This is a genomic window from uncultured Thioclava sp., assembly GCF_913064665.1.
GTDB classification, from domain to species: Bacteria; Pseudomonadota; Alphaproteobacteria; order Rhodobacterales; family Rhodobacteraceae; genus Thioclava; species Thioclava arctica.
The window spans coordinates 1-17,108 of sequence record NZ_CAJYBT010000025.1 but is presented as its reverse complement, the minus strand read 5'-3'; the positions used below and the strand labels follow the sequence as shown (position 1 = coordinate 17,108).

18 protein-coding genes and 1 pseudogene are annotated in these 17,108 nt (G+C 61.9%); 8 read left to right on the top strand and 11 right to left on the bottom strand.

What is annotated here, in order from left to right; all coding sequences use genetic code 11:
* Positions 1 to 65 precede the first annotated feature (65 nt).
* The 3 genes from QZ571_RS11595 to QZ571_RS11585 all read right to left on the bottom strand — a co-directional run bounded on the left by QZ571_RS11595 (position 66) and on the right by QZ571_RS11585 (position 3,089).
* The gene (locus QZ571_RS11595) at positions 66 to 722 is read right to left on the bottom strand and encodes a hypothetical protein (RefSeq protein ID WP_295534797.1); all 657 of its coding nucleotides are present in this window, start codon (positions 720 to 722) and stop codon (positions 66 to 68) included.
* Between the two features lie 238 nt (positions 723 to 960).
* Positions 961 to 2,094: a calcium-binding protein gene (locus QZ571_RS11590; protein WP_295534794.1), complete on the bottom strand. Its 1,134-nt coding sequence runs from the start codon at positions 2,092 to 2,094 to the stop codon at positions 961 to 963.
* A 248-nt stretch (positions 2,095 to 2,342) separates the two neighbouring features.
* Positions 2,343 to 3,089: an N-formylglutamate amidohydrolase gene (locus QZ571_RS11585; RefSeq protein ID WP_295534791.1), complete on the bottom strand. Its 747-nt coding sequence runs from the start codon at positions 3,087 to 3,089 to the stop codon at positions 2,343 to 2,345.
* Positions 3,090 to 3,227: 138 nt separating this feature from the next.
* Between QZ571_RS11585 and pyk the strand changes: the two genes are divergently transcribed.
* The 5 genes from pyk (at position 3,228) to QZ571_RS11560 (ending at position 6,989) form a co-directional block, all read left to right on the top strand.
* Positions 3,228 to 4,673, top strand: a complete 1,446-nt coding sequence (gene pyk / locus QZ571_RS11580; protein WP_295534788.1) for a pyruvate kinase — start codon at positions 3,228 to 3,230, stop codon at positions 4,671 to 4,673.
* A gap of 37 nt (positions 4,674 to 4,710) precedes the next feature.
* Positions 4,711 to 4,950, top strand: coding sequence for a hypothetical protein (locus QZ571_RS11575; protein WP_295534784.1), 240 nt, complete (start codon positions 4,711 to 4,713; stop codon positions 4,948 to 4,950).
* A gap of 146 nt (positions 4,951 to 5,096) precedes the next feature.
* Positions 5,097 to 5,297 (top strand): 50S ribosomal protein L35, encoded by a 201-nt coding sequence (gene rpmI, locus QZ571_RS11570; protein ID WP_295534781.1) that lies wholly within the window; start codon positions 5,097 to 5,099, stop codon positions 5,295 to 5,297.
* Positions 5,298 to 5,313: 16 nt separating this feature from the next.
* Positions 5,314 to 5,691 carry a 50S ribosomal protein L20 gene (gene rplT / locus QZ571_RS11565; RefSeq protein WP_295534778.1) on the top strand — a complete coding sequence of 126 codons (378 nt, stop codon included), beginning with the start codon at positions 5,314 to 5,316 and terminating at the stop codon, positions 5,689 to 5,691.
* Between the two features lie 251 nt (positions 5,692 to 5,942).
* Positions 5,943 to 6,989, top strand: a complete 1,047-nt coding sequence (locus QZ571_RS11560; protein ID WP_295534777.1) for an NAD(P)-dependent alcohol dehydrogenase — start codon at positions 5,943 to 5,945, stop codon at positions 6,987 to 6,989.
* Between the two features lie 120 nt (positions 6,990 to 7,109).
* Here the strand turns inward: QZ571_RS11560 and QZ571_RS11555 are convergent, their stop codons facing one another.
* Both QZ571_RS11555 and QZ571_RS11550 read right to left on the bottom strand, forming a co-directional pair.
* Entirely contained in the window at positions 7,110 to 7,574 is a 465-nt protein-coding gene (locus QZ571_RS11555; RefSeq protein ID WP_295534773.1) for a cytochrome c-type biogenesis protein, read from the bottom strand.
* 3 nt (positions 7,575 to 7,577) lie between these two features.
* Positions 7,578 to 9,545 (bottom strand): heme lyase CcmF/NrfE family subunit, encoded by a 1,968-nt coding sequence (locus QZ571_RS11550; RefSeq protein WP_295534770.1) that lies wholly within the window; start codon positions 9,543 to 9,545, stop codon positions 7,578 to 7,580.
* A gap of 216 nt (positions 9,546 to 9,761) precedes the next feature.
* On the opposite strand from QZ571_RS11550, the gene QZ571_RS11545 reads away from it, so the two are divergent.
* The 3 genes from QZ571_RS11545 (at position 9,762) to QZ571_RS11535 (ending at position 11,356) form a co-directional block, all read left to right on the top strand.
* Positions 9,762 to 10,169 (top strand): META domain-containing protein, encoded by a 408-nt coding sequence (locus tag QZ571_RS11545; protein WP_295534767.1) that lies wholly within the window; start codon positions 9,762 to 9,764, stop codon positions 10,167 to 10,169.
* Positions 10,170 to 10,241: 72 nt separating this feature from the next.
* Positions 10,242 to 10,970, top strand: coding sequence for a rhomboid family intramembrane serine protease (locus QZ571_RS11540; RefSeq protein ID WP_295534764.1), 729 nt, complete (start codon positions 10,242 to 10,244; stop codon positions 10,968 to 10,970).
* The gene (locus QZ571_RS11535; protein ID WP_295534762.1) at positions 10,970 to 11,356 is read left to right on the top strand and encodes a GFA family protein; all 387 of its coding nucleotides are present in this window, start codon (positions 10,970 to 10,972) and stop codon (positions 11,354 to 11,356) included. Before QZ571_RS11540 ends, QZ571_RS11535 begins: the two co-directional genes overlap by 1 nt.
* On the opposite strand, the gene QZ571_RS11530 is transcribed toward QZ571_RS11535, so the two are convergent.
* The 6 genes and pseudogenes from QZ571_RS11530 to QZ571_RS11505 all read right to left on the bottom strand — a co-directional run.
* Entirely contained in the window at positions 11,328 to 12,941 is a 1,614-nt protein-coding gene (locus tag QZ571_RS11530; protein ID WP_295534758.1) for a GMC family oxidoreductase N-terminal domain-containing protein, read from the bottom strand. The two genes, QZ571_RS11535 and QZ571_RS11530, sit on opposite strands and share 29 nt — an antisense overlap.
* Positions 12,942 to 13,009: 68 nt before the next feature.
* Positions 13,010 to 15,418, bottom strand: a complete 2,409-nt coding sequence (pheT, locus tag QZ571_RS11525; RefSeq protein ID WP_295534755.1) for a phenylalanine--tRNA ligase subunit beta — start codon at positions 15,416 to 15,418, stop codon at positions 13,010 to 13,012.
* A gap of 15 nt (positions 15,419 to 15,433) precedes the next feature.
* Positions 15,434 to 15,721 carry a YrhK family protein gene (locus QZ571_RS11520; protein ID WP_295534753.1) on the bottom strand — a complete coding sequence of 96 codons (288 nt, stop codon included), beginning with the start codon at positions 15,719 to 15,721 and terminating at the stop codon, positions 15,434 to 15,436.
* Positions 15,718 to 16,107 carry an ASCH domain-containing protein gene (locus QZ571_RS11515; protein ID WP_295534750.1) on the bottom strand — a complete coding sequence of 130 codons (390 nt, stop codon included), beginning with the start codon at positions 16,105 to 16,107 and terminating at the stop codon, positions 15,718 to 15,720. Before QZ571_RS11515 ends, QZ571_RS11520 begins: the two co-directional genes overlap by 4 nt.
* A 45-nt stretch (positions 16,108 to 16,152) precedes the next feature.
* On the bottom strand, positions 16,153 to 16,752 hold the full coding sequence (locus QZ571_RS11510; RefSeq protein ID WP_295534747.1) for a hypothetical protein: 600 nt from the start codon (positions 16,750 to 16,752) through the stop codon (positions 16,153 to 16,155).
* Positions 16,749 to 17,108: pseudogene (locus QZ571_RS11505) on the bottom strand (phenylalanine--tRNA ligase subunit alpha); the annotation flags it as partial. The pseudogene QZ571_RS11505 and the gene QZ571_RS11510, both read right to left, overlap by 4 nt.

Genomic DNA, 17,108 nt, shown 5'->3' with positions numbered 1-17,108 from the left:
AACGTGCGACATGAAAAAGCCCCGGCCAGCCCAGCCGGGGCTTTTTGCCCATGCGGTGCCTGAGGTCAGGCGACAGCCTGGGCGCGGAAAGACACAACCTCGGGTGTCAGCTGTGCAGCCTCGATGTTTTCGATCAGCAAGATCGGCTCATCCGCGATCAGGGCAATCGTGTGCGGTCCCGATTGGGCGGGCGCAAAGCGGATATCATTGCGGTGCGGGGCAGGGCCGTCCATTTCAAGTACGATCTGGTCACCCAGCGTAAACCCCGTGATGCGCGGCAAGTCGGCCTCATCTTCGGCAAGATCGCTTTCTGCTTCAGGGCTGTCCAGCATCGCCGCGATCCGGGCCATGACGGCGGCATCAGCATCGCCCGGCACAGCTGCTGCCCCGCGATCCGGGCGCGTGCGCGCAGCATCACTTTGCGCGTCTTCCAGCGCTGTCTCGCGCAATTCACTGAGCGGCACGATCGGAGCTGTCAAATGGCTAAGCGTCTCGTCGCTTTGGCCTTTGGCCGCCCGCTTGAGGAAGCGCAGTTTGAACTGGGGTAGTTTGAATCGAGGCAGTTCGAACTTGGCGCGTTTCCTGTGCATGTGCGGGGCGGTCACCGCGTCGCTTGCCGGGGTCTGCGCGTGCGTGTTTTTCACCCCAGCAGGGCGGGGCGAAAGTTCGGCCCAGCCCAGCAGGGCCAGCGCGATTGTCACGGCAAGGAACAAAGCGAACATAGGTGAAAACTCCCGAATGTGACGGGTAGCATGCGGGCCGCTCGCACAGCGGGCAAGGCGTTTGTGAGGGCGATCGGGGGGGATTGTTCACGTCTGCTTTGCCAATCTCAACCTCTCGGTAGGATTACCCAAAACGCGTGCATCAAAGCCAAAAACGGGGTAGAGAAAGCAAGCTAAAAGCGGGCAAAACCAGCGCTGATTTCACCCGCCAAAGACCGCCGATTCGGGCCTGAACGTGTCAGATTCTGCGTGGCAGATGGATCTCGGGCGATGCGGTATTCAGCGTCGAGTCGATCCCCAACACGACCGAGGTCGGCTGCAAATCCGAAAGCTGGGTATTTTGCAGCACCGCCACCGACTGACCCCAAAGCGAGACGGTCACATCCGCGCCGGTCTGCCCGATGGTGAAATCGTCGCTGGCCTTGTAATTGAACACGTCGATCAACAGGACCTCGCCGGTATCCCCGTTCTCGGCCGTTCCCGACGGGGTCGGGTTGAAATCGGTGATCGTGGCCGCTTGTCCCACCCCTTTAGAGGGCGAAACCACGAAATTATCCCAGCCCGTGCCGCCGGTGACCTGATCGCCGTCATCAGCGAACAACACGTCATTGCCTGCACCGCCATCCAAGGTATCGGAATAGCCCGACAGAGTGTCGACGGCGACAAGTTCATCATCGCCATAGCCGCCATTCAAGGAATCGCTGCCCTGATAGTCAAACAGCACGTCATCGCCGGTATTGCCGCGCAACGTGTCGTCTCCATACCCGCCGAGCAGGGAATCATTGCCGCTGCCGCCATCAATGTAGTCGTCGCCAGACCCGCCGGTGCCGCCAAAATAGTCATTGGATTCCAGACGGAAGACCAACGAGTTGATCGAACTGGTCGAGAAGACGTACTTGGCTGAGGCCTCATCCAGTGTGTTGCCATCGTCGCCGCCCTCAAGCCACAGCGTGTCATCCCCCGACGAACCGTTCAGCGTATCGCTGTAATCGGTGCCGCGCAGCGTGTCGTTCAACGCCCCGCCTCGCAGATCGACGCCTTCGCCTGGGCCCGGGCTTGCGCCGACGATGCTGACGCCGGCTTCGGGGTCCTTACCCGTCGCAGGCGTATCCGCGCCCGAGTTGGTGTCGCTGCCCGCGTCGCCACCCGCGGTGCTATCGCTGCCAGTGTCGGTGTTGCCTTGATCGGTGTTGCCGGTGTCGCTGCCCGCATTCGTGCCTGTGTCGACGGGCGCATCGGTCAAATCGCCATTGCCCGTATCAGCGCTATGATCGTCTTCACTTTCGGAGGGCGTATCGGTTTCATCGTCATCGGAGGCGCCACCCATCACGAAGGCCAAGGGAAGAAAGGCTAAAAAAAGTAATGCGAACATCGTGGAAATCCCGGAAAAGGTTAATATCTTGCTTATCCGAGCTGATCACGGCTTGGTCAACGAAAATAACGAATGCGCGAGATCACGTTTTTCACTGCGCAACAATGACGTCAAAATTCCAGACATTGTTCGCGCGTATTGCGCCGCTTGCGCCTGCGCGCCCGGCCAAACCACGCCAAAGACGGCATCAGACGGCGCTACAATGTCTGTAGCGAAATTGAGCCGTGATTCTTGGTAAAATTACCGCCTTACAGGCCGCTCTCGGTGAGGACCTGTTGCAAAATCGGGGCCAGCCGGAGCGCCCATTGGGCTTGCTGCTCGGGGGTTTCGATCAGATCGTTGCGCAGCTCGATCAGCACGTTGGGGCGGCCGTGTTGCAACGCGTGGCGGTCGATGGAATCGCCCTCGAGATGGCCCAGATAGGGCTCGTTATCGCCCACGCACAGATCGGGCTCTTGGCGCAGTCGCGCGATCAGGGGCAGGGCGAGGCGGCTATCGGAATGGTCATGCAGAACCCCCACTTGCCAAGGGCGCAGCGCCCGCCCGCGCAGTCGGGGCGTATAAGAGTGCACCGCACAAATCACGCGATCATCGCGCCGCGCGGCCAAGTCGCGATAGGCCTGATGGTAGGGGCGATACAGCCGCTCTAGCCGCTCTGTGATCTGCGCCGGACTGGCGACGCGATTGGCGGGAATGATCGTGCCATCATAAAGCTGCATCACCAGCGTCGGATCATCTTCGCCCCTGTTCGGATCAATCACGAGCCGCGAGAAATTGCTTGCGATCAGCGGCGCGTCCAGATGCTCGGCCAGGGCCTGCGACAGACCCAGTGCGCCCACGTCATAGGCGATGTGGCGCGCCATATCCGTCGCCGCAATTCCCAGATCGCCCCCCGCCACCCAGTCGGGCACCGTGTTGCGGGCATGATCGCAGGTGACAAGCCAACGCGCAGCGCGCGCCTTGCCGGTAATTGTGTAGGGGGATTGATCTGTCATCATCTCTTCACGCTTGCTCGATATCGCCCCAAATAGACCGAAACTTGACCCAAGGGCCAGTTGCAGCCCGCGACAATTTGCGCCATACCCTTTATTGGCCCACGAAATGACACCAATTTGATCAGGAGACGAGGACGCATGAGACGCCTTCGCAACGTTAAAATCGTGGCCACTTTGGGCCCATCCTCATCGGACTATGAAAGCATCAAGGCGCTGTTTGTCGCCGGTGCTGATGTGTTCCGCCTCAATATGAGCCATGGCACCCATGACGAGCATCGCGCCCGTCACGCTATCATTCGCAAGCTCGAAACCGAGTTTTCGCGCCCGATCGCTATTCTCGCTGACCTTCAGGGGCCAAAGCTGCGCGTAGGCACTTTTGCCGCCGGTGCCGTCGAACTCAAAGAGGGCGATGCGTTCCGCTTTGACCTTGAAGACGTGCCGGGCACCAATCAACGCGCGCGCCTCCCCCATCCCGAGATTTTCGCCGCCCTCGAACCGGGCTCGGAGCTGCTGGTCAATGACGGCAAGATCCGCCTGCGCGTCGAAGATTGCGGTGCTGATTACGCCAATTGCACCGTTACCGTGGGCGGCACGATTTCCGACCGTAAGGGCGTGAACGTGCCCGACGTGGTGCTGCCGGTGGCCGCGCTGTCAGACAAGGACCGCAAGGATCTGGAATTCGCCTGCGAGATGGGTGTGGACTGGCTGGCGCTCAGCTTCGTGCAGCGCCCTGAAGACGTGATCGAGGCGCGCGAATTGGCCAAGGGCCGTGCGGCGATCCTCAGCAAGATCGAGAAACCCTCGGCGGTGCGCTGCTTTGATGACATCCTTGCCGTGTCTGACGGGGTGATGGTCGCGCGCGGTGATCTTGGGGTCGAATTGCCGGTGCAGGCCGTGCCGCCGATCCAGAAACAATTGATCCGCAAATGTCGCGCCGCCGCCAAGCCGGTGATCGTCGCGACCCAGATGCTTGAATCGATGATCGAAAGCCCGATGCCGACGCGCGCCGAAGTCTCTGACGTGGCCACCGCGATCTATGAAGGCGCCGATGCGGTCATGCTCAGCGCGGAATCCGCAGCCGGGCGCTATCCGGTCGAAGCGGTCGAGACGATGAACAACGTCGCGATCTCGGTCGAGAAAGATCCGATCTATCGCGAAGTCATCGAAGCCTCGCGCAATGCCGACCGCCAGACCGTCGCCGACGGGATCGTGGCTGCCGCACGCGAGATCGCCGAGACCACGGATATCGCGGCGATCTGCGCCTATACCCAGTCGGGCAAGACGGTGGCACTGACCGCGCGCGAACGCCCGCGCGTGCCAATCATCGCGCTCTCGCCGATCGACGCCACGCTACGCCGTATGACCCTGACCTGGGGCGTGCACGCCGTGCATTGCGGCGAGCTGGAGCGCTTTAAGCAGGCTGTCGTCAACGCCGCCCGCGCGGCGCGCGATTTCGGCTTTGCCGATGAGACGCAGCAGATCATCGTGACCGCTGGTGTGCCCTTTAACGTGCAGGGCACAACCAACATTCTTCGTGTCGCGCCCTGCGATGAAAGATTGATTTATCGCACTGACCCTGAGTAAACTTTCCTGAGGGAGAGCATCACGAAAGGGGCGTGCCATGGATTTGTCCGGGCTTGATACCGATCTGATCCTGACGATTGGTCTGGTGATCGCGATTTTCGCGATCCCGGCCGTCATCTCGGCCTTTTCCGATCAACGTCCGCCGCGCGCAGCAACCTTGGCGGTTCTGGTGTCGGGCGGGCTGATCTTGCTGGCCTTCTACGCCAAACCCGGCGGCTACACGATTGAACGCGTCCCCGACGCGGTGGCACGCACTGTCGCGCGGGTCTTCAACTAGCCAGCGCTTTGCGCTTTGCTCTGTGATTTCGCAAGTTTGGCCTTGCCAAGCGCAGCCCGCGCGTCTATCCAGCGCGCTCGACCCACGCGTGGCCGGCCAAAGTGGCATGCCGAGTCGCGCTTCCACACCCTGAAAAGGAGCTGTAAATGCCCAAGATGAAGACGAAATCCGCTGCGAAAAAGCGGTTCAAGTTCACCGCGACCGGCAAGATCAAAGTCGGTCACGCTGGTAAGCGCCACGGCATGATCAAACGCTCCACGAAATTCATCCGCGACACTGCAGGCACCATGGTGCTGTGCGACGCGGATACGAAAATCGTGAAGAAATACATGCCTTATAATCGCTGATCGGGAGACTTGAACAATGTCACGCGTTAAATCCGGGAAAGTCACCCACGCCGCGCACAAGAAAGTGCTGAAAAAGGCGAAAGGCTATTACTCCGCGCGCTCGCGCAACTTCCGTACTGCTACGCAGGCGGTCGACAAGGCCAACCAATACGCGACCCGTGACCGCAAGGCACGCAAGCGTAACTTCCGCGCGCTCTGGATCCAGCGTATCAACGCCGCCGTGCGTTTGGTCGATGCCGATCTGAGCTACTCGAAGTTCATCCACGGTCTGGCTCTGGCTGGTGTCGAAGTGGACCGCAAGGTTCTCGCCGATCTCGCCGTGCACGAGCCCGAGGCGTTCGCCGCCATCGTGGAGCAGGCCAAAGCTGCCGCTGCAACGGCTGTTGCTGCCTAAGCACTGCACGCTCTATCGAAATTCTGAAAGGCCGCCCTTAGGGGCGGCCTTTTTTGTTGCCCCATCGCAAGGCGCGGGCGTCGGGGTCGCGCCCCTGCGCAGTGCCGCCGCATCGCACAGGATGACGATCCATACAGCTTTGTGAACGCTGCCTGCGCGTGAGCGACCCTACTCATCAAGCGCAAGCGGGCTACCCTGTGCCTCAAGCCGCGCAATGTCTGCCGCGCGCCCTCCCAAACAAGGACTCGAGCATGACCGTAAACGCCTATGCTGCAACCGCCGCTGACGCCGATCTGACGCCCTTTGCCATCGACCGGCGCGCCTTGCGTCCCGATGACGTGGCGATTGATATCGATTTTTGTGGCGTGTGCCATTCCGACCTGCACACCGCGCGCAACGATTGGGGTCACACGACCTATCCGGTCGTTCCGGGCCATGAAATCATTGGCCGCGTGCGCGCGGTCGGGGCCGATGTAACTGGCTTCAAAGCCGGCGATCTTGTCGGTGTCGGCTGTCTGGTGGATAGCTGCCAACATTGTGCCGCCTGCGATCACGACGAAGAGCAATATTGCCTGAACGGCTGGACGGGTACCTATGGGTCTGTCGATAAGGTGGACGGCACGATCACCCATGGCGGATATGCGCAATCCATTGTCGTCAAAGATAAATTCGTCCTGCGCGTGCCGGAGACTCTGGACCCAGCGGGGGCCGCGCCGCTGCTTTGTGCGGGCATCACCACCTGGTCGCCGCTGCGCCATTGGAACGTGGGGAAGGGGTCTAAAGTGGCGGTTGTCGGGCTTGGCGGGCTGGGGCATATGGCGCTGAAACTGGCCAATGCGCTGGGCGCTGAGGTCACGCTGTTTTCGCGCTCGCCCTCAAAGGTCGAAGACGCCAAACGGCTTGGCGCGCATAAGGTCGTGATCTCGACCGATGCCGATGCGATGGCCGGCGTGTCCAATGAGTTCGATCTGATCATCGACACCGTGCCCTATGTCCATGACATCAACCCCTACATGCCGACGCTTGCCTATAATGGCACGCTGGTGCTGGTGGGCTATCTGGGGCCGATTGATCCGGTTCTGAATTCGGTCATGATGGTGCTCGGGCGGCGTTCGGTCGCGGGCTCTTTGATCGGCGGGATCAAGGAAACGCAGGAGATGCTGGAGTTCTGCGGCGCGCATGGCATCACCTCGGATGTCGAAGTCATTCGGATCGAGGAGATCAACGCAGCCTATGAGCGGATGCTGAAATCCGATGTCAAATATCGCTTTGTGATCGACAATTCGACGCTGGCCTAAGCCTATCTTCCCCCGTCGGAACCGGCGGGGGAAGACAATCTGACCGCCCAAACATAGCGATGGCGCAGGGTTAAGCGCAGTCTCCAGACAGGGCGGCGTGACGCCCGGTCCCAAAGTGATCTAGTCGGCCATCAATTCCTTGAGCCGCGCCTCTTCATCGCTGGACAGCGCGGGCGACGCTGGGCCCTCGCTCGCATTGCGCCGTGAGCGGACGTAGAAAAATCCCCCGATCAGCGCCAGCAACAACGCGCCCGGCCCGAGATACCACAGCAGCAGGTTCGCCCCGGTCTTTTCCGGCTCGAACAGCACATATTCGCCGTAGCGATCAGTGACGTAGTCGATCACCTGCGTGTCCGTGTCGCCCGCCTGCAGACGCTCGCGCACCAGAAGCCGCAGGTCCTTGGACACGGCGGCATTGGAGTCGTCGATATTTTCACCCTGACAGACCGGGCAGCGCAGCACTTTCGAGATCTCGCGCGCACGGGATTCGAGCGCGGGATCCTTCAGCACCTCGCTGGGCTGGACCGCGTAGATTGGCGCGGCCCAGATAAGCAAAACTAAACTGAGAACGAGTTTCTTAAGCATTGCTTATTCCGCCGGAGTTGCATGGGTCGGCGCGGTGCTGGTTTTGCGTGCACCCGCCGCGACGCGGTAGCGCCGATCGCTCAGGCTTAGCAAACCGCCCAGCGCCATGATGATCGCCCCCGCCCAGATCCAATCCGCGAACGGCTTGATATAGGTGCGCACCGCATAGCCGCCATCCTGCTGGGGATCACCGATCACCAGATAGATGTCGCGCAGGAAGGTGGTGTGAATCGCGGCCTCGGTCGTGGGCATGCGCTGCACCGGATAGATCCGCTTTTCGGGATGCATCGTGGCGATCAGCTTGCCGTCCTGTTTGACCACCATCGTGCCGGTGGTGGAGGTGTAGTTCGGACCTTGCACCGCCTCGACCTTTTGCAGCGTGATCTCATAGCCATCCACGGTGAAGGGCTGACCCAACTGCGCCACGCGGATATCCTCGACCGATCCTGCCAGCAACAAGCCGATGCCGATAAAGGTGATGCCAAGTCCGGAATGTGCCGTGGCCTTGCCCCAGTCCGCGCGCGGCAAGCGCCGCAGACGCGCAGGGCTCCCGGCGGCGCGGGTCCACAGCTCGGTTGCAGAGCCCAGCACCAGCCAGCTACCAAGGAAGGTTGCGATCAGCGCCATCAGCGAATTGCCCGTTTCCAGCGACCATGCCAGACCACCAATCGCCAGCGCCAGCACGAAGGCGGGAACAAGACGACGCACGGTGCGCCCAAGGCGCGCGCGCTTCCACGGCATCATCGCACCGATTGGCAATACCAGCGCCAGAATGATCATGAAGGGTGTGAACGCCTGATCAAAGAACGGTGCCCCGACCGACAGTTTACGGCCAAAGAACATCTCGGCCACCAGCGGCCAGATCGTGCCGACAAACACCACCAAAGCGGCCACAGCCAGCAGGATATTGTTCACCACCAGCGCCGTTTCGCGGCTCACCATCGAGAACACGCCCTTGGCCTGCATCGAGCCCGCACGGAAGGCAAACAATGTCAGCGCGCCGCCCACGAAGAAGGCCAGAATACCAAGGATGAAAATCCCGCGTGACGGATCAGAGGCAAAGCTGTGCACCGAGGTGATCACCCCCGAGCGCACGATGAACGTCCCGATCAGCGAGAAACCGAACGCCATGATCGACAGCAGGATCGTCCAGCTTTTCAGCGACTCGCGCTTTTCCACCACGATCGCGGAATGCAGCAGGGCAGCGGCCAGCAACCACGGCATGAACGAGGCGTTCTCGACCGGGTCCCAGAACCAGAAACCACCCCAGCCAAGTTCGTAATAGGCCCACCAGGAGCCGAGCGCGATCCCGATGGTCAGGAAAACCCAGGCCGCCAGCGTCCAAGGGCGCACCCAGCGCGCCCAGGTCGCATCGACGCGCCCCTCAAGCAGTGCCGCGACTGCGAAAGAGAACGCCATCGAAAGCCCGACATAGCCGAGGTACAGGAACGGCGGGTGAAATGCGAGACCGGGGTCTTGCAGAAGCGGGTTCATCCCCTCGCCATTGAACGGCGCCTCGGTGAGACGCGTGAACGGGTTAGAGGTGAAGATAATGAAGGCGAGGAACGCCACGCCGATCCAGGCTTGAATCGACAGCACACGCGCGCGCAGACGCGGCGGCAGGGCGCCCCCGAAAAAGGCGGCAGCGGCCCCGAACAGCGCGAGGATCAGCACCCAGAGCAGCATCGAGCCCTCATGGTTGCCCCAAACCCCGGTGACCTTATAGAGCATCGGCTTATCGGTATGGGAGTTCGCCCAGACCAGTTTCAGCGAGAAATCCGACACCACAAAGGCATGGGTCAGCGCCGCAAAGCTGACCACAAGCAGCAAGAATTGCGCAATTGCGGCAGGGTCGCCCACCGCCATCCAGCCACGCCAGCCTTTATGCGCGCCCACCAGCGGTACCGTTGCCTGCACCAGCGCCACACCAAGTGCCAGTATCAAGGCGAAATGGCCTAGTTCATTGATCATCGGGAATCCTCCTGTCGCTGAATGAGCATAGAGGCAACTGAAGCTGCGGCCAAGGAGGATGCGCGCCGATGTCGCAATCCATCACGACTCCGTGAATGGTCGCGCTTGGCGGGGCGCGCTATTGGGGGGCAACCGCCCTTTTCCCATGTGCCCATAACGCCGTTGCAAGGTGGTGCGGGTGCTGCGATCCGGAGGCGTCTGGCAAAAGGAAATGTGATGCGTGCGATCATGATCGGATCGGTTCTGGCACTGGCGGTGTTGGCCGGGTGCAAACCCCAAGAGTCCGACCCTTTGGAGGCGCTTGCGCCCAACGTGATCTGGGAGGTGACCGAGATTGCCGGGCAGCCGGTGCCCGCCAATGTCGAGGTGACGCTGACCCATCCCGAAAAAGGGCTGATCGCGGGCAATTCGGGGTGCAATCGCTATAACGGGCGGATCTCGAACCAAGGCGGGCGGGTGCGCGTGGGCGAGTTGGTTGGCACGCGGATGGCATGCCCGGCCGATGTCATGGCTGTGGAAGGCGCGTTTCATTCCAATATCGCGCGCGTCGATGAGGTGAAAATCGAGGACGACCGGTTACAGTTGATGGTCGATGGCAAGCCGGTGATCACCGCCAAGCGATAAGCGCCAGAGGCACCTTGCGATCTGCGCCAAGTTCCCCTTGACCGAAGCGGCTTGCATGGCACACTCGCGCCCATGTTCCCCTTGCGCGATCATAACCCGTCGGGCTCTGTGCCCTATGTCACTTGGGCGCTGATCGCGATCAATTGTGCGGTCTATGTGATGACCGTCGATTGGGGGCTGGATCTGCACGGGGCCTGGTTGCGCAACGCGCTGTGGCCGGGGGCCGTGACGCAGGGCGAAATGCTGCACGGGCTGGTAACGCATATGTTCCTGCATGCGGGGATTTTGCATCTGGCCGGGAATATGCTGTTTCTCTGGGTGTTTGGTGACAATCTTGAAGATCAGCTTGGGCATGTGATCTTTGCTGCGTTTTACCTCGCCTGCGGGCTGGCGGCTGCCTTTGCGCAGGTGGCGTCTGATCCGCAATCGATGGTGCCGATGGTGGGGGCCTCGGGGGCGATTGCGGGGGTGATGGGGGGCTATGTGCTGCTTTATCCGCGCGCGCGCATCGACGTGATGTTCTTCTTCGTGCTGATTTACAAGATCTGGCCGGTGCCCGCTTGGGCGGTGCTGGGGGTGTGGTTCGGTATTCAGGTCGGCAATGAAATCATGGCCGGAACGAGCGGCGGAGTCGCGCATCTGGCTCATATCGGCGGCTTTGTGGCGGGGCTTGCACTGTGTGTTCCGCTGTGGTTGGTCTTGGGCGGGCCGAGGTTCTGGTCACGCACCCATGGCCACCCGCCACACCCCGCAAGCCGGTTCGGGCAAACCCCGATCCCCGTAGTCAGGAGAGACCGCTGATGTTGCCCGATATTCAATCCCCCCACCGGCTGAGCTGTCATTGCGGCGCAGTCGAGATGGCGGTCACGCTGAGCGATGGGCTGGCGACGGCGCGGCGCTGCGATTGCTCGTTTTGCAGGCGGCGCGGAGCGGTTGCGGTCAGCGCACCCCTTGATGGCATCCGGATCTTGAAGGGGGCCGAGGCCCTGACGCTCTATCAATTCGGCACGATGACGGCGAAGCATTATTTCTGCAAGATCTGTGGGATTTACACCCATCACCAGCGCCGCTCAAACCCGAATGAATACGGGGTGAATGCGGCCTGCCTAGAGGGTGTGAACCCGCGCGATCTGGACCCGGTGCGTTGGGCGGATGGGGTCAATCACCCAACCGATCAGCGCGCATAAACGCGGCCGCGCGTTCAGCAATCATCACCGTGGGGGCGTTGGTATTGCCCGACACCACTTGCGGCATCACCGAGGCATCCACCACCCGCAGCCCCGCGATCCCCTGCACGCGCAGTTGCGGGTCAACCACCGCCATCTCGTCGCGCCCCATCCGGCAGGTGCCCACCGGGTGATAGATCGTATCGGCGCGCGCGCGGATATCGGCCATCAGCGCGGCGTCCGTTCCGTCATGGGGATACAGTTTGCGCCCGCGCCACGGGTCCAACGACGGGGCGTCGGTGATCTGCTCTAGCAGGCGGGCGGCGCGCAGCATCAGGGCTTGGTCGCGCGGATCTTGCAGAAACGCCGGGTCGATCAGCGGCGCGGCGCGCGGATCGGCGCTGGCCAAGCGCAGCGTGCCGCGCGATTTTGGCCGCATTGCGCAGACATGCACCGACCAGCCATCCGCGAGATGGGGTTTGCGCATGTGCTGATCGACGATGCCAACCACGAAATGCAGTTGCAGATCGGGCCGATCGAGGCTGGGGTCCGAGCGCAAAAACGCCCCGCCCTCGGCCATCGGCGAGGCAAACAGCCCCTCGCCATGTTTGCGCCAGCCCGCGCCTGCGCGCGCCAATCGCATCATCCCGCGCGGATTGAGCCCCACCACATCGCGGCGCGGCGAGGTGTAGCTGATGATGTAATCGAGATGGTCGTGCAGGTTCGCCCCCACGCCGGGCAGGTCCAGCACCGGTTCGATCCCGTGTTCGCGCAGATGATCGGCAGGTCCGATGCCCGACAGCATCAACAGTTGGGGCGAGCCAAAGGCCCCGGCGCTGAGGATCACCTCGCGCGTGGCCTCAACACTGAATCGCTTGCGCCCTTGGCGGATCAGCGCCCCGGTGGCGCGGGCGTCCGTTGTCAGGATTTTCTCGGCGCGCGCGCGGGTCAGAACGGTCAGGTTGGGCCGTGCCATGACCGGGTGCAAATAGGCCGCCGCGACCGAGCAACGCTCGCCCTTGCGCGGCCCGTCCCAAAACTGCGTGACCTGATACAGCCCCGCGCCCTCTTGGTCGGGGCCGTTGAAATCGGCGTTTGGCGGGCATTGCACTGCCGCGCAAGCCTCAACGAAAGCACGCGAAATCGGGCGCGGGCGGCGTTGATCGCCCACCTGTAGCGGCCCCGCATCGCCATGCCAGTCAGAAGCGCCGCGCATGTTGCGCTCGCTTGCCAGAAACCACGGCTGGCAGCTTTGCCAATCCCAACCTTCGGCCCCCATCTCGGCCCAATCGTCGTAATCCTGCGGCTGGCCGCGCACATAAAGCATCGCGTTGATCGCGGATGAACCGCCAAGCCCGCGGCCACGTGGCTGAAATCCGCGCCGCCCGTTAAGCTCGGCTTGCGGCGTGGTGTGATAGGCCCAGTTGTGGAGTTGCGGCCGCCCCGAAACCATCGCCGCCACCAGCGCGGGCGCACGCACAAGGATGTCGCGCGCCTCTGTGCCCGCCTCAATCAGGCAAACGGTGCAATCGGGGTCTTGCGACAGCCGCGCGGCCAGAACCGCGCCCGCAGAACCGCCCCCCAAGATCAGGTAATCAAAACGCATCAGGCTCCTCCCCGGCTGGGAAGGAGCCTATCGCGTTTTTTTCGTTCGCAAAGGGTGACGCCGCGTCTTTAGCTGCGCAGCGCGCCGCCGGTGGCCTTGGTGACCTTGTCGATGATCTTGGCGCTCACCGCCTCGATTTCCGCATCGGTCAGGGTCGCATCGCGCGGCTGCAAGCGCACGCTGAGCGCGATGGATTTTTTCCCCGCGCCCATCTGCTCTTCGGCCTTTGCGCCGGTGAACTGGTCAAACAGCTGCACGCTGTCGATCAGCTTTTTATCCGCGCCAAGGGCGGCGTTGACGGCTGTGATCGCCTCGACCTGGGCATCTACGACAAAGGCGAAATCGCGCTCGACGGCTTGCAGATCAGAGCTATCCAATGCGGCGCGGGTGGACCCTTTCTTCTTTGGGAAGGGCACATTTTGCAGCCAGATCGTGAAGGCGACAGCGGGGCCTTTGACGCCCATTTCGCGCAACGTCTTGGGATGCACCTCGCCAAAGCTGGCCAGCACATTGGGTCCAAGCGCCAGCGTGCCCGCGCGACCAGGATGCCACCACGTGTCAAGCTTGCGCGTGATCTGCGCGCGCGCCGGGGCACCGATGGCGGAAAGCGCGGCCTCAAGATCGGCCTTGGCGTCATACAGGTCCACCGGACGGCGCGACCCCCACGGATCGCGCGGACCCGCTTGGCCGATCAGAAGGCCTGCCGCTTGCACCACCTGCTCGCCCGGCTCGCCGCCACTGAAGGCGGGGCCGACCTCGAACAGGGCCAGATCGCTGAAACCGCGCGCCTGATTGCGTGCCGCGGCCTGCATCAGACCGGGCAGCAGATCGGGGCGCATATGGGTCATTTCCGAGGAGATCGGGTTTTCCAACTTCGTCGCATCCGCACCGCCACCGAACAGCGCCGCGCTCTCGGCGTCGATGAAGGAATAGGTCACGCATTCATTGTAGCCAAGGCTGGCAATCGTGCGCCGCGCCATGCGTTCGCGTACCTGCATCGGCGTCAGGATCGTGCCCGGAACGCCGCTGGTTTCACGCGCCAAAGGCCGGCCTTGCAGCTTGGTAAGCGAGGCGATGCGGGCCACTTCCTCGACCAGATCGGCCTCGCCCAGAACATCGGGGCGCCAGCTCGGCGGGCTTGCCATGTCGCCCTGCAGCGTGAAGCCCAAAGCACTCAGCGTTTCGCGCTGCGTGGCCTCGGGGATATCCATGCCGACCAGCGAGATCACCCGCGCGGGGTCGAGGCGATAGGCGCGCGAGGTGTCGGGCACCGCGCCATCCATCGCGATTTCGGACGCCTCGCCACCGCACAAATCCAGCACCATCTGCGTCGCCAGTTCCAGCCCCGGCAGGGTGAATTCAGGGTCGATCCCGCGTTCAAACCGATAGCGCGCATCGGAGTTGATTTTCAGCGCCCGGCCCGTAGCGGCGATGGTGATCGGCGTCCAATAGGCGGATTCGAGGAACACATCGATTGTGTTTTCATCCGCGCCCGAGGCCTCGCCACCCATGATCCCGGCCAAGCTTTCGACGCCGTTATCATCGCAAATCACCATGTCGCCTGCGCGCATCGTGTAGGTTTTCTCATCCAGCGCGAGGAACTCTTCGCCGCCCTTGGCAGGCTGAATACGCAGATCGCCTGCAACCTTGGCCATGTCGAACACATGCAGCGGGCGGTTCAGGTCATAGGTGAAATAGTTGGTGATATCGACCAGCGCGGAAATCGGGCGCAAGCCAATCGCGCGCAGGCGTTTTTGCAGCCATTCCGGGCTGGGGCCGTTGGTGACGCCGCGAATGACGCGACCGGCGAAGAGCGGACAGCCCTTGTCCTTGAGCGCCGGGTCAATGCTGACCGAAACGGGGCTGGGGAAGCCGCCGGGAACGGGCTCGACCTCTAGCGGTTTGAGCATTCCCAAACCGCGCGCGGCCAGATCGCGGGCAATGCCGCGCACGCCCAACGCATCGGGGCGGTTGGGGGTGATGGCGATGTCGAACACCGGGTCCACGGCCTCGGGGCGGTTGGCGGCCAGCCAGTCGGTGAATTTTTGGCCGACCTCGCCCGAAGGCAGCTCGATGATGCCGTTATGCTCGTCGCTCAGCTCCAGCTCGCGCTCGGACGCCATCATGCCGTGGCTTTCGACGCCGCGAATTTTGCCCACGCTCAGCGTCACGTCGATGCCGGGCACATAATCGCCCGGCTTGCACAGCACGACCGTAATCCCCTCGCGCGCATTGGGCGCACCGCACACGATCTGCTTTTCGCCCTCATCGGTGAGCACGGTGCACACGCGCAACCGGTCGGCATCGGGGTGCTGCTGGGCGGCGGTGACACGGGCCAGCGTAAACGCGGCCAGCTTGGCGGCGGGGTCGATGACCTCTTCGACCTCAAGCCCCAGATCGGTCAGCGCATAGGCGATCTCATCGACGGAGGCCGTGGTATCAAGGTGATCCTTGAGCCAGGAGAGTGTGAATTTCATGGGCTTCCCTCGGGGTTACTTGCGCTGCGCGAGGTCCTTGTAATCGCCCATGCGCAGGAGTTTCAACTCCCGCCATAGCCGGATCGAGGGTTTTGCGGCAAAAAGCAGCGAGCCAATGAGGAAAAGCCACGTCGCGGGGACCGAGAGCGAGGCATAGAAGAACAGGATCGAGCCGATCACGAAACAGGCGGCGGCGCTGAAATCGACGATGGTGTAGGCGATTTCGGTATAGGCGTAGAAGCGGCGCTGTTCGGGGGTTTGCTCGTGGGCGGGGGTGTCGAAGAGGCGGGGTTGGGTGGTCATGATTTGGCTCCTTGCAGGTCTTCTACCAATCGAAACCGCTCGCAAACGAGTTCCATTTCGGGATCAAAACCTCCGTTACGCTCGAAATAGGCCCGATGGTCGCGCCGCCAGCCCTCGAGCGTGTCATTCTCCCCCTCGGCCAGCGCGAAATCTTCATCGACATCGCAAAAGCGCCGGATGGTGACCTCGATGGTCTCGATCATGATCGCGGGGTTGCCATCCCAGTCGAGGGCGATATCGCGCCGCCCCACCACCGGCATATTCTCGCCCCCTTCGGTGAAGTAAGTGAGCGCGCCGCAGGTGGCGGTCTTCTTGCCTTGGCGGATCAGGGCGAGGAGCTGGTCGCAGAGCGCGCGGCTGTCGCCGAAGGTGAAGGTGATGGGCATCGGGGGCCTCCTAGAGGTGATAATTCAGCTAGGAGAGGGTCAATTTCATTTGGCCGTCGCTATTTCCGGCAACAACCCAAAGCCCGTAGCAAGCTGAGCCGCCATCTGAACAACGAGCGCCAAGGTTGATAGCCAAAAGAGTATCGTATACCAAGGCGGCAACACGATATCGTTTTCCCCTGCAATCTTCTCAAACCTAGTCTCTGTAATTTCGTCTCCATCTAGGCGAATGGAACGAACATATGGGCTTGAGGACATCCCATAGAGGTCGATTGCGAACTTCGATTTTTTCGGTATCTCAGAGATTTTTAGGATTTTGTGGCCGTCAAGTTCAGTCAGCTCATAATCTAGAACTGGGTCAATCCTTACCGCTACAATCGATGAGGACGTGATTAAAGAAAGCCGCTCCGCCTTGGTTCGGCCGCGATTTGTAATCCAAACCCTTGTTACCCCACCTACTTCACAGGTGCCTCGAACGGAAGCAGGAAGCTCCACATCGGCGATCTTAGACCATGCGATTTTGTCCCCTAACACGGTTTTCTTGAGCCAGGCTCCTAGTGCGGCGAACACGACTACCAATAGTCCGATAACGATTTTACTCAGGGTTCCCGACAGCACCTTATTGGGATCAATTCCTATACTCACCGACTCAACCCACCAAACACCGTCGGCATATCCAGCGCGCTAAACCCATAATGCTTCAACCACCGCAGGTCGCTCTCAAAGAACGCGCGCAAATCGGGGATGCCGTATTTCAGCATCGCCAACCGATCGATCCCGATACCGAAGGCGAAGCCCTGCCATTCGCTCGGGTCGATCCCGGCCGATTGCAGCACTTTGGGGTGCACCATCCCTGAGCCGAGGATCTCCATCCAGTCGTCGCCCTCGCCGATTTTCAGGCTGCCGCCCGCCCAGGAACAGCGGATATCGACCTCGGCCGAGGGCTCGGTGAAGGGGAAATGCGAGGCGCGGAAGCGCAGCTCGACCCCGTCCACCTCAAA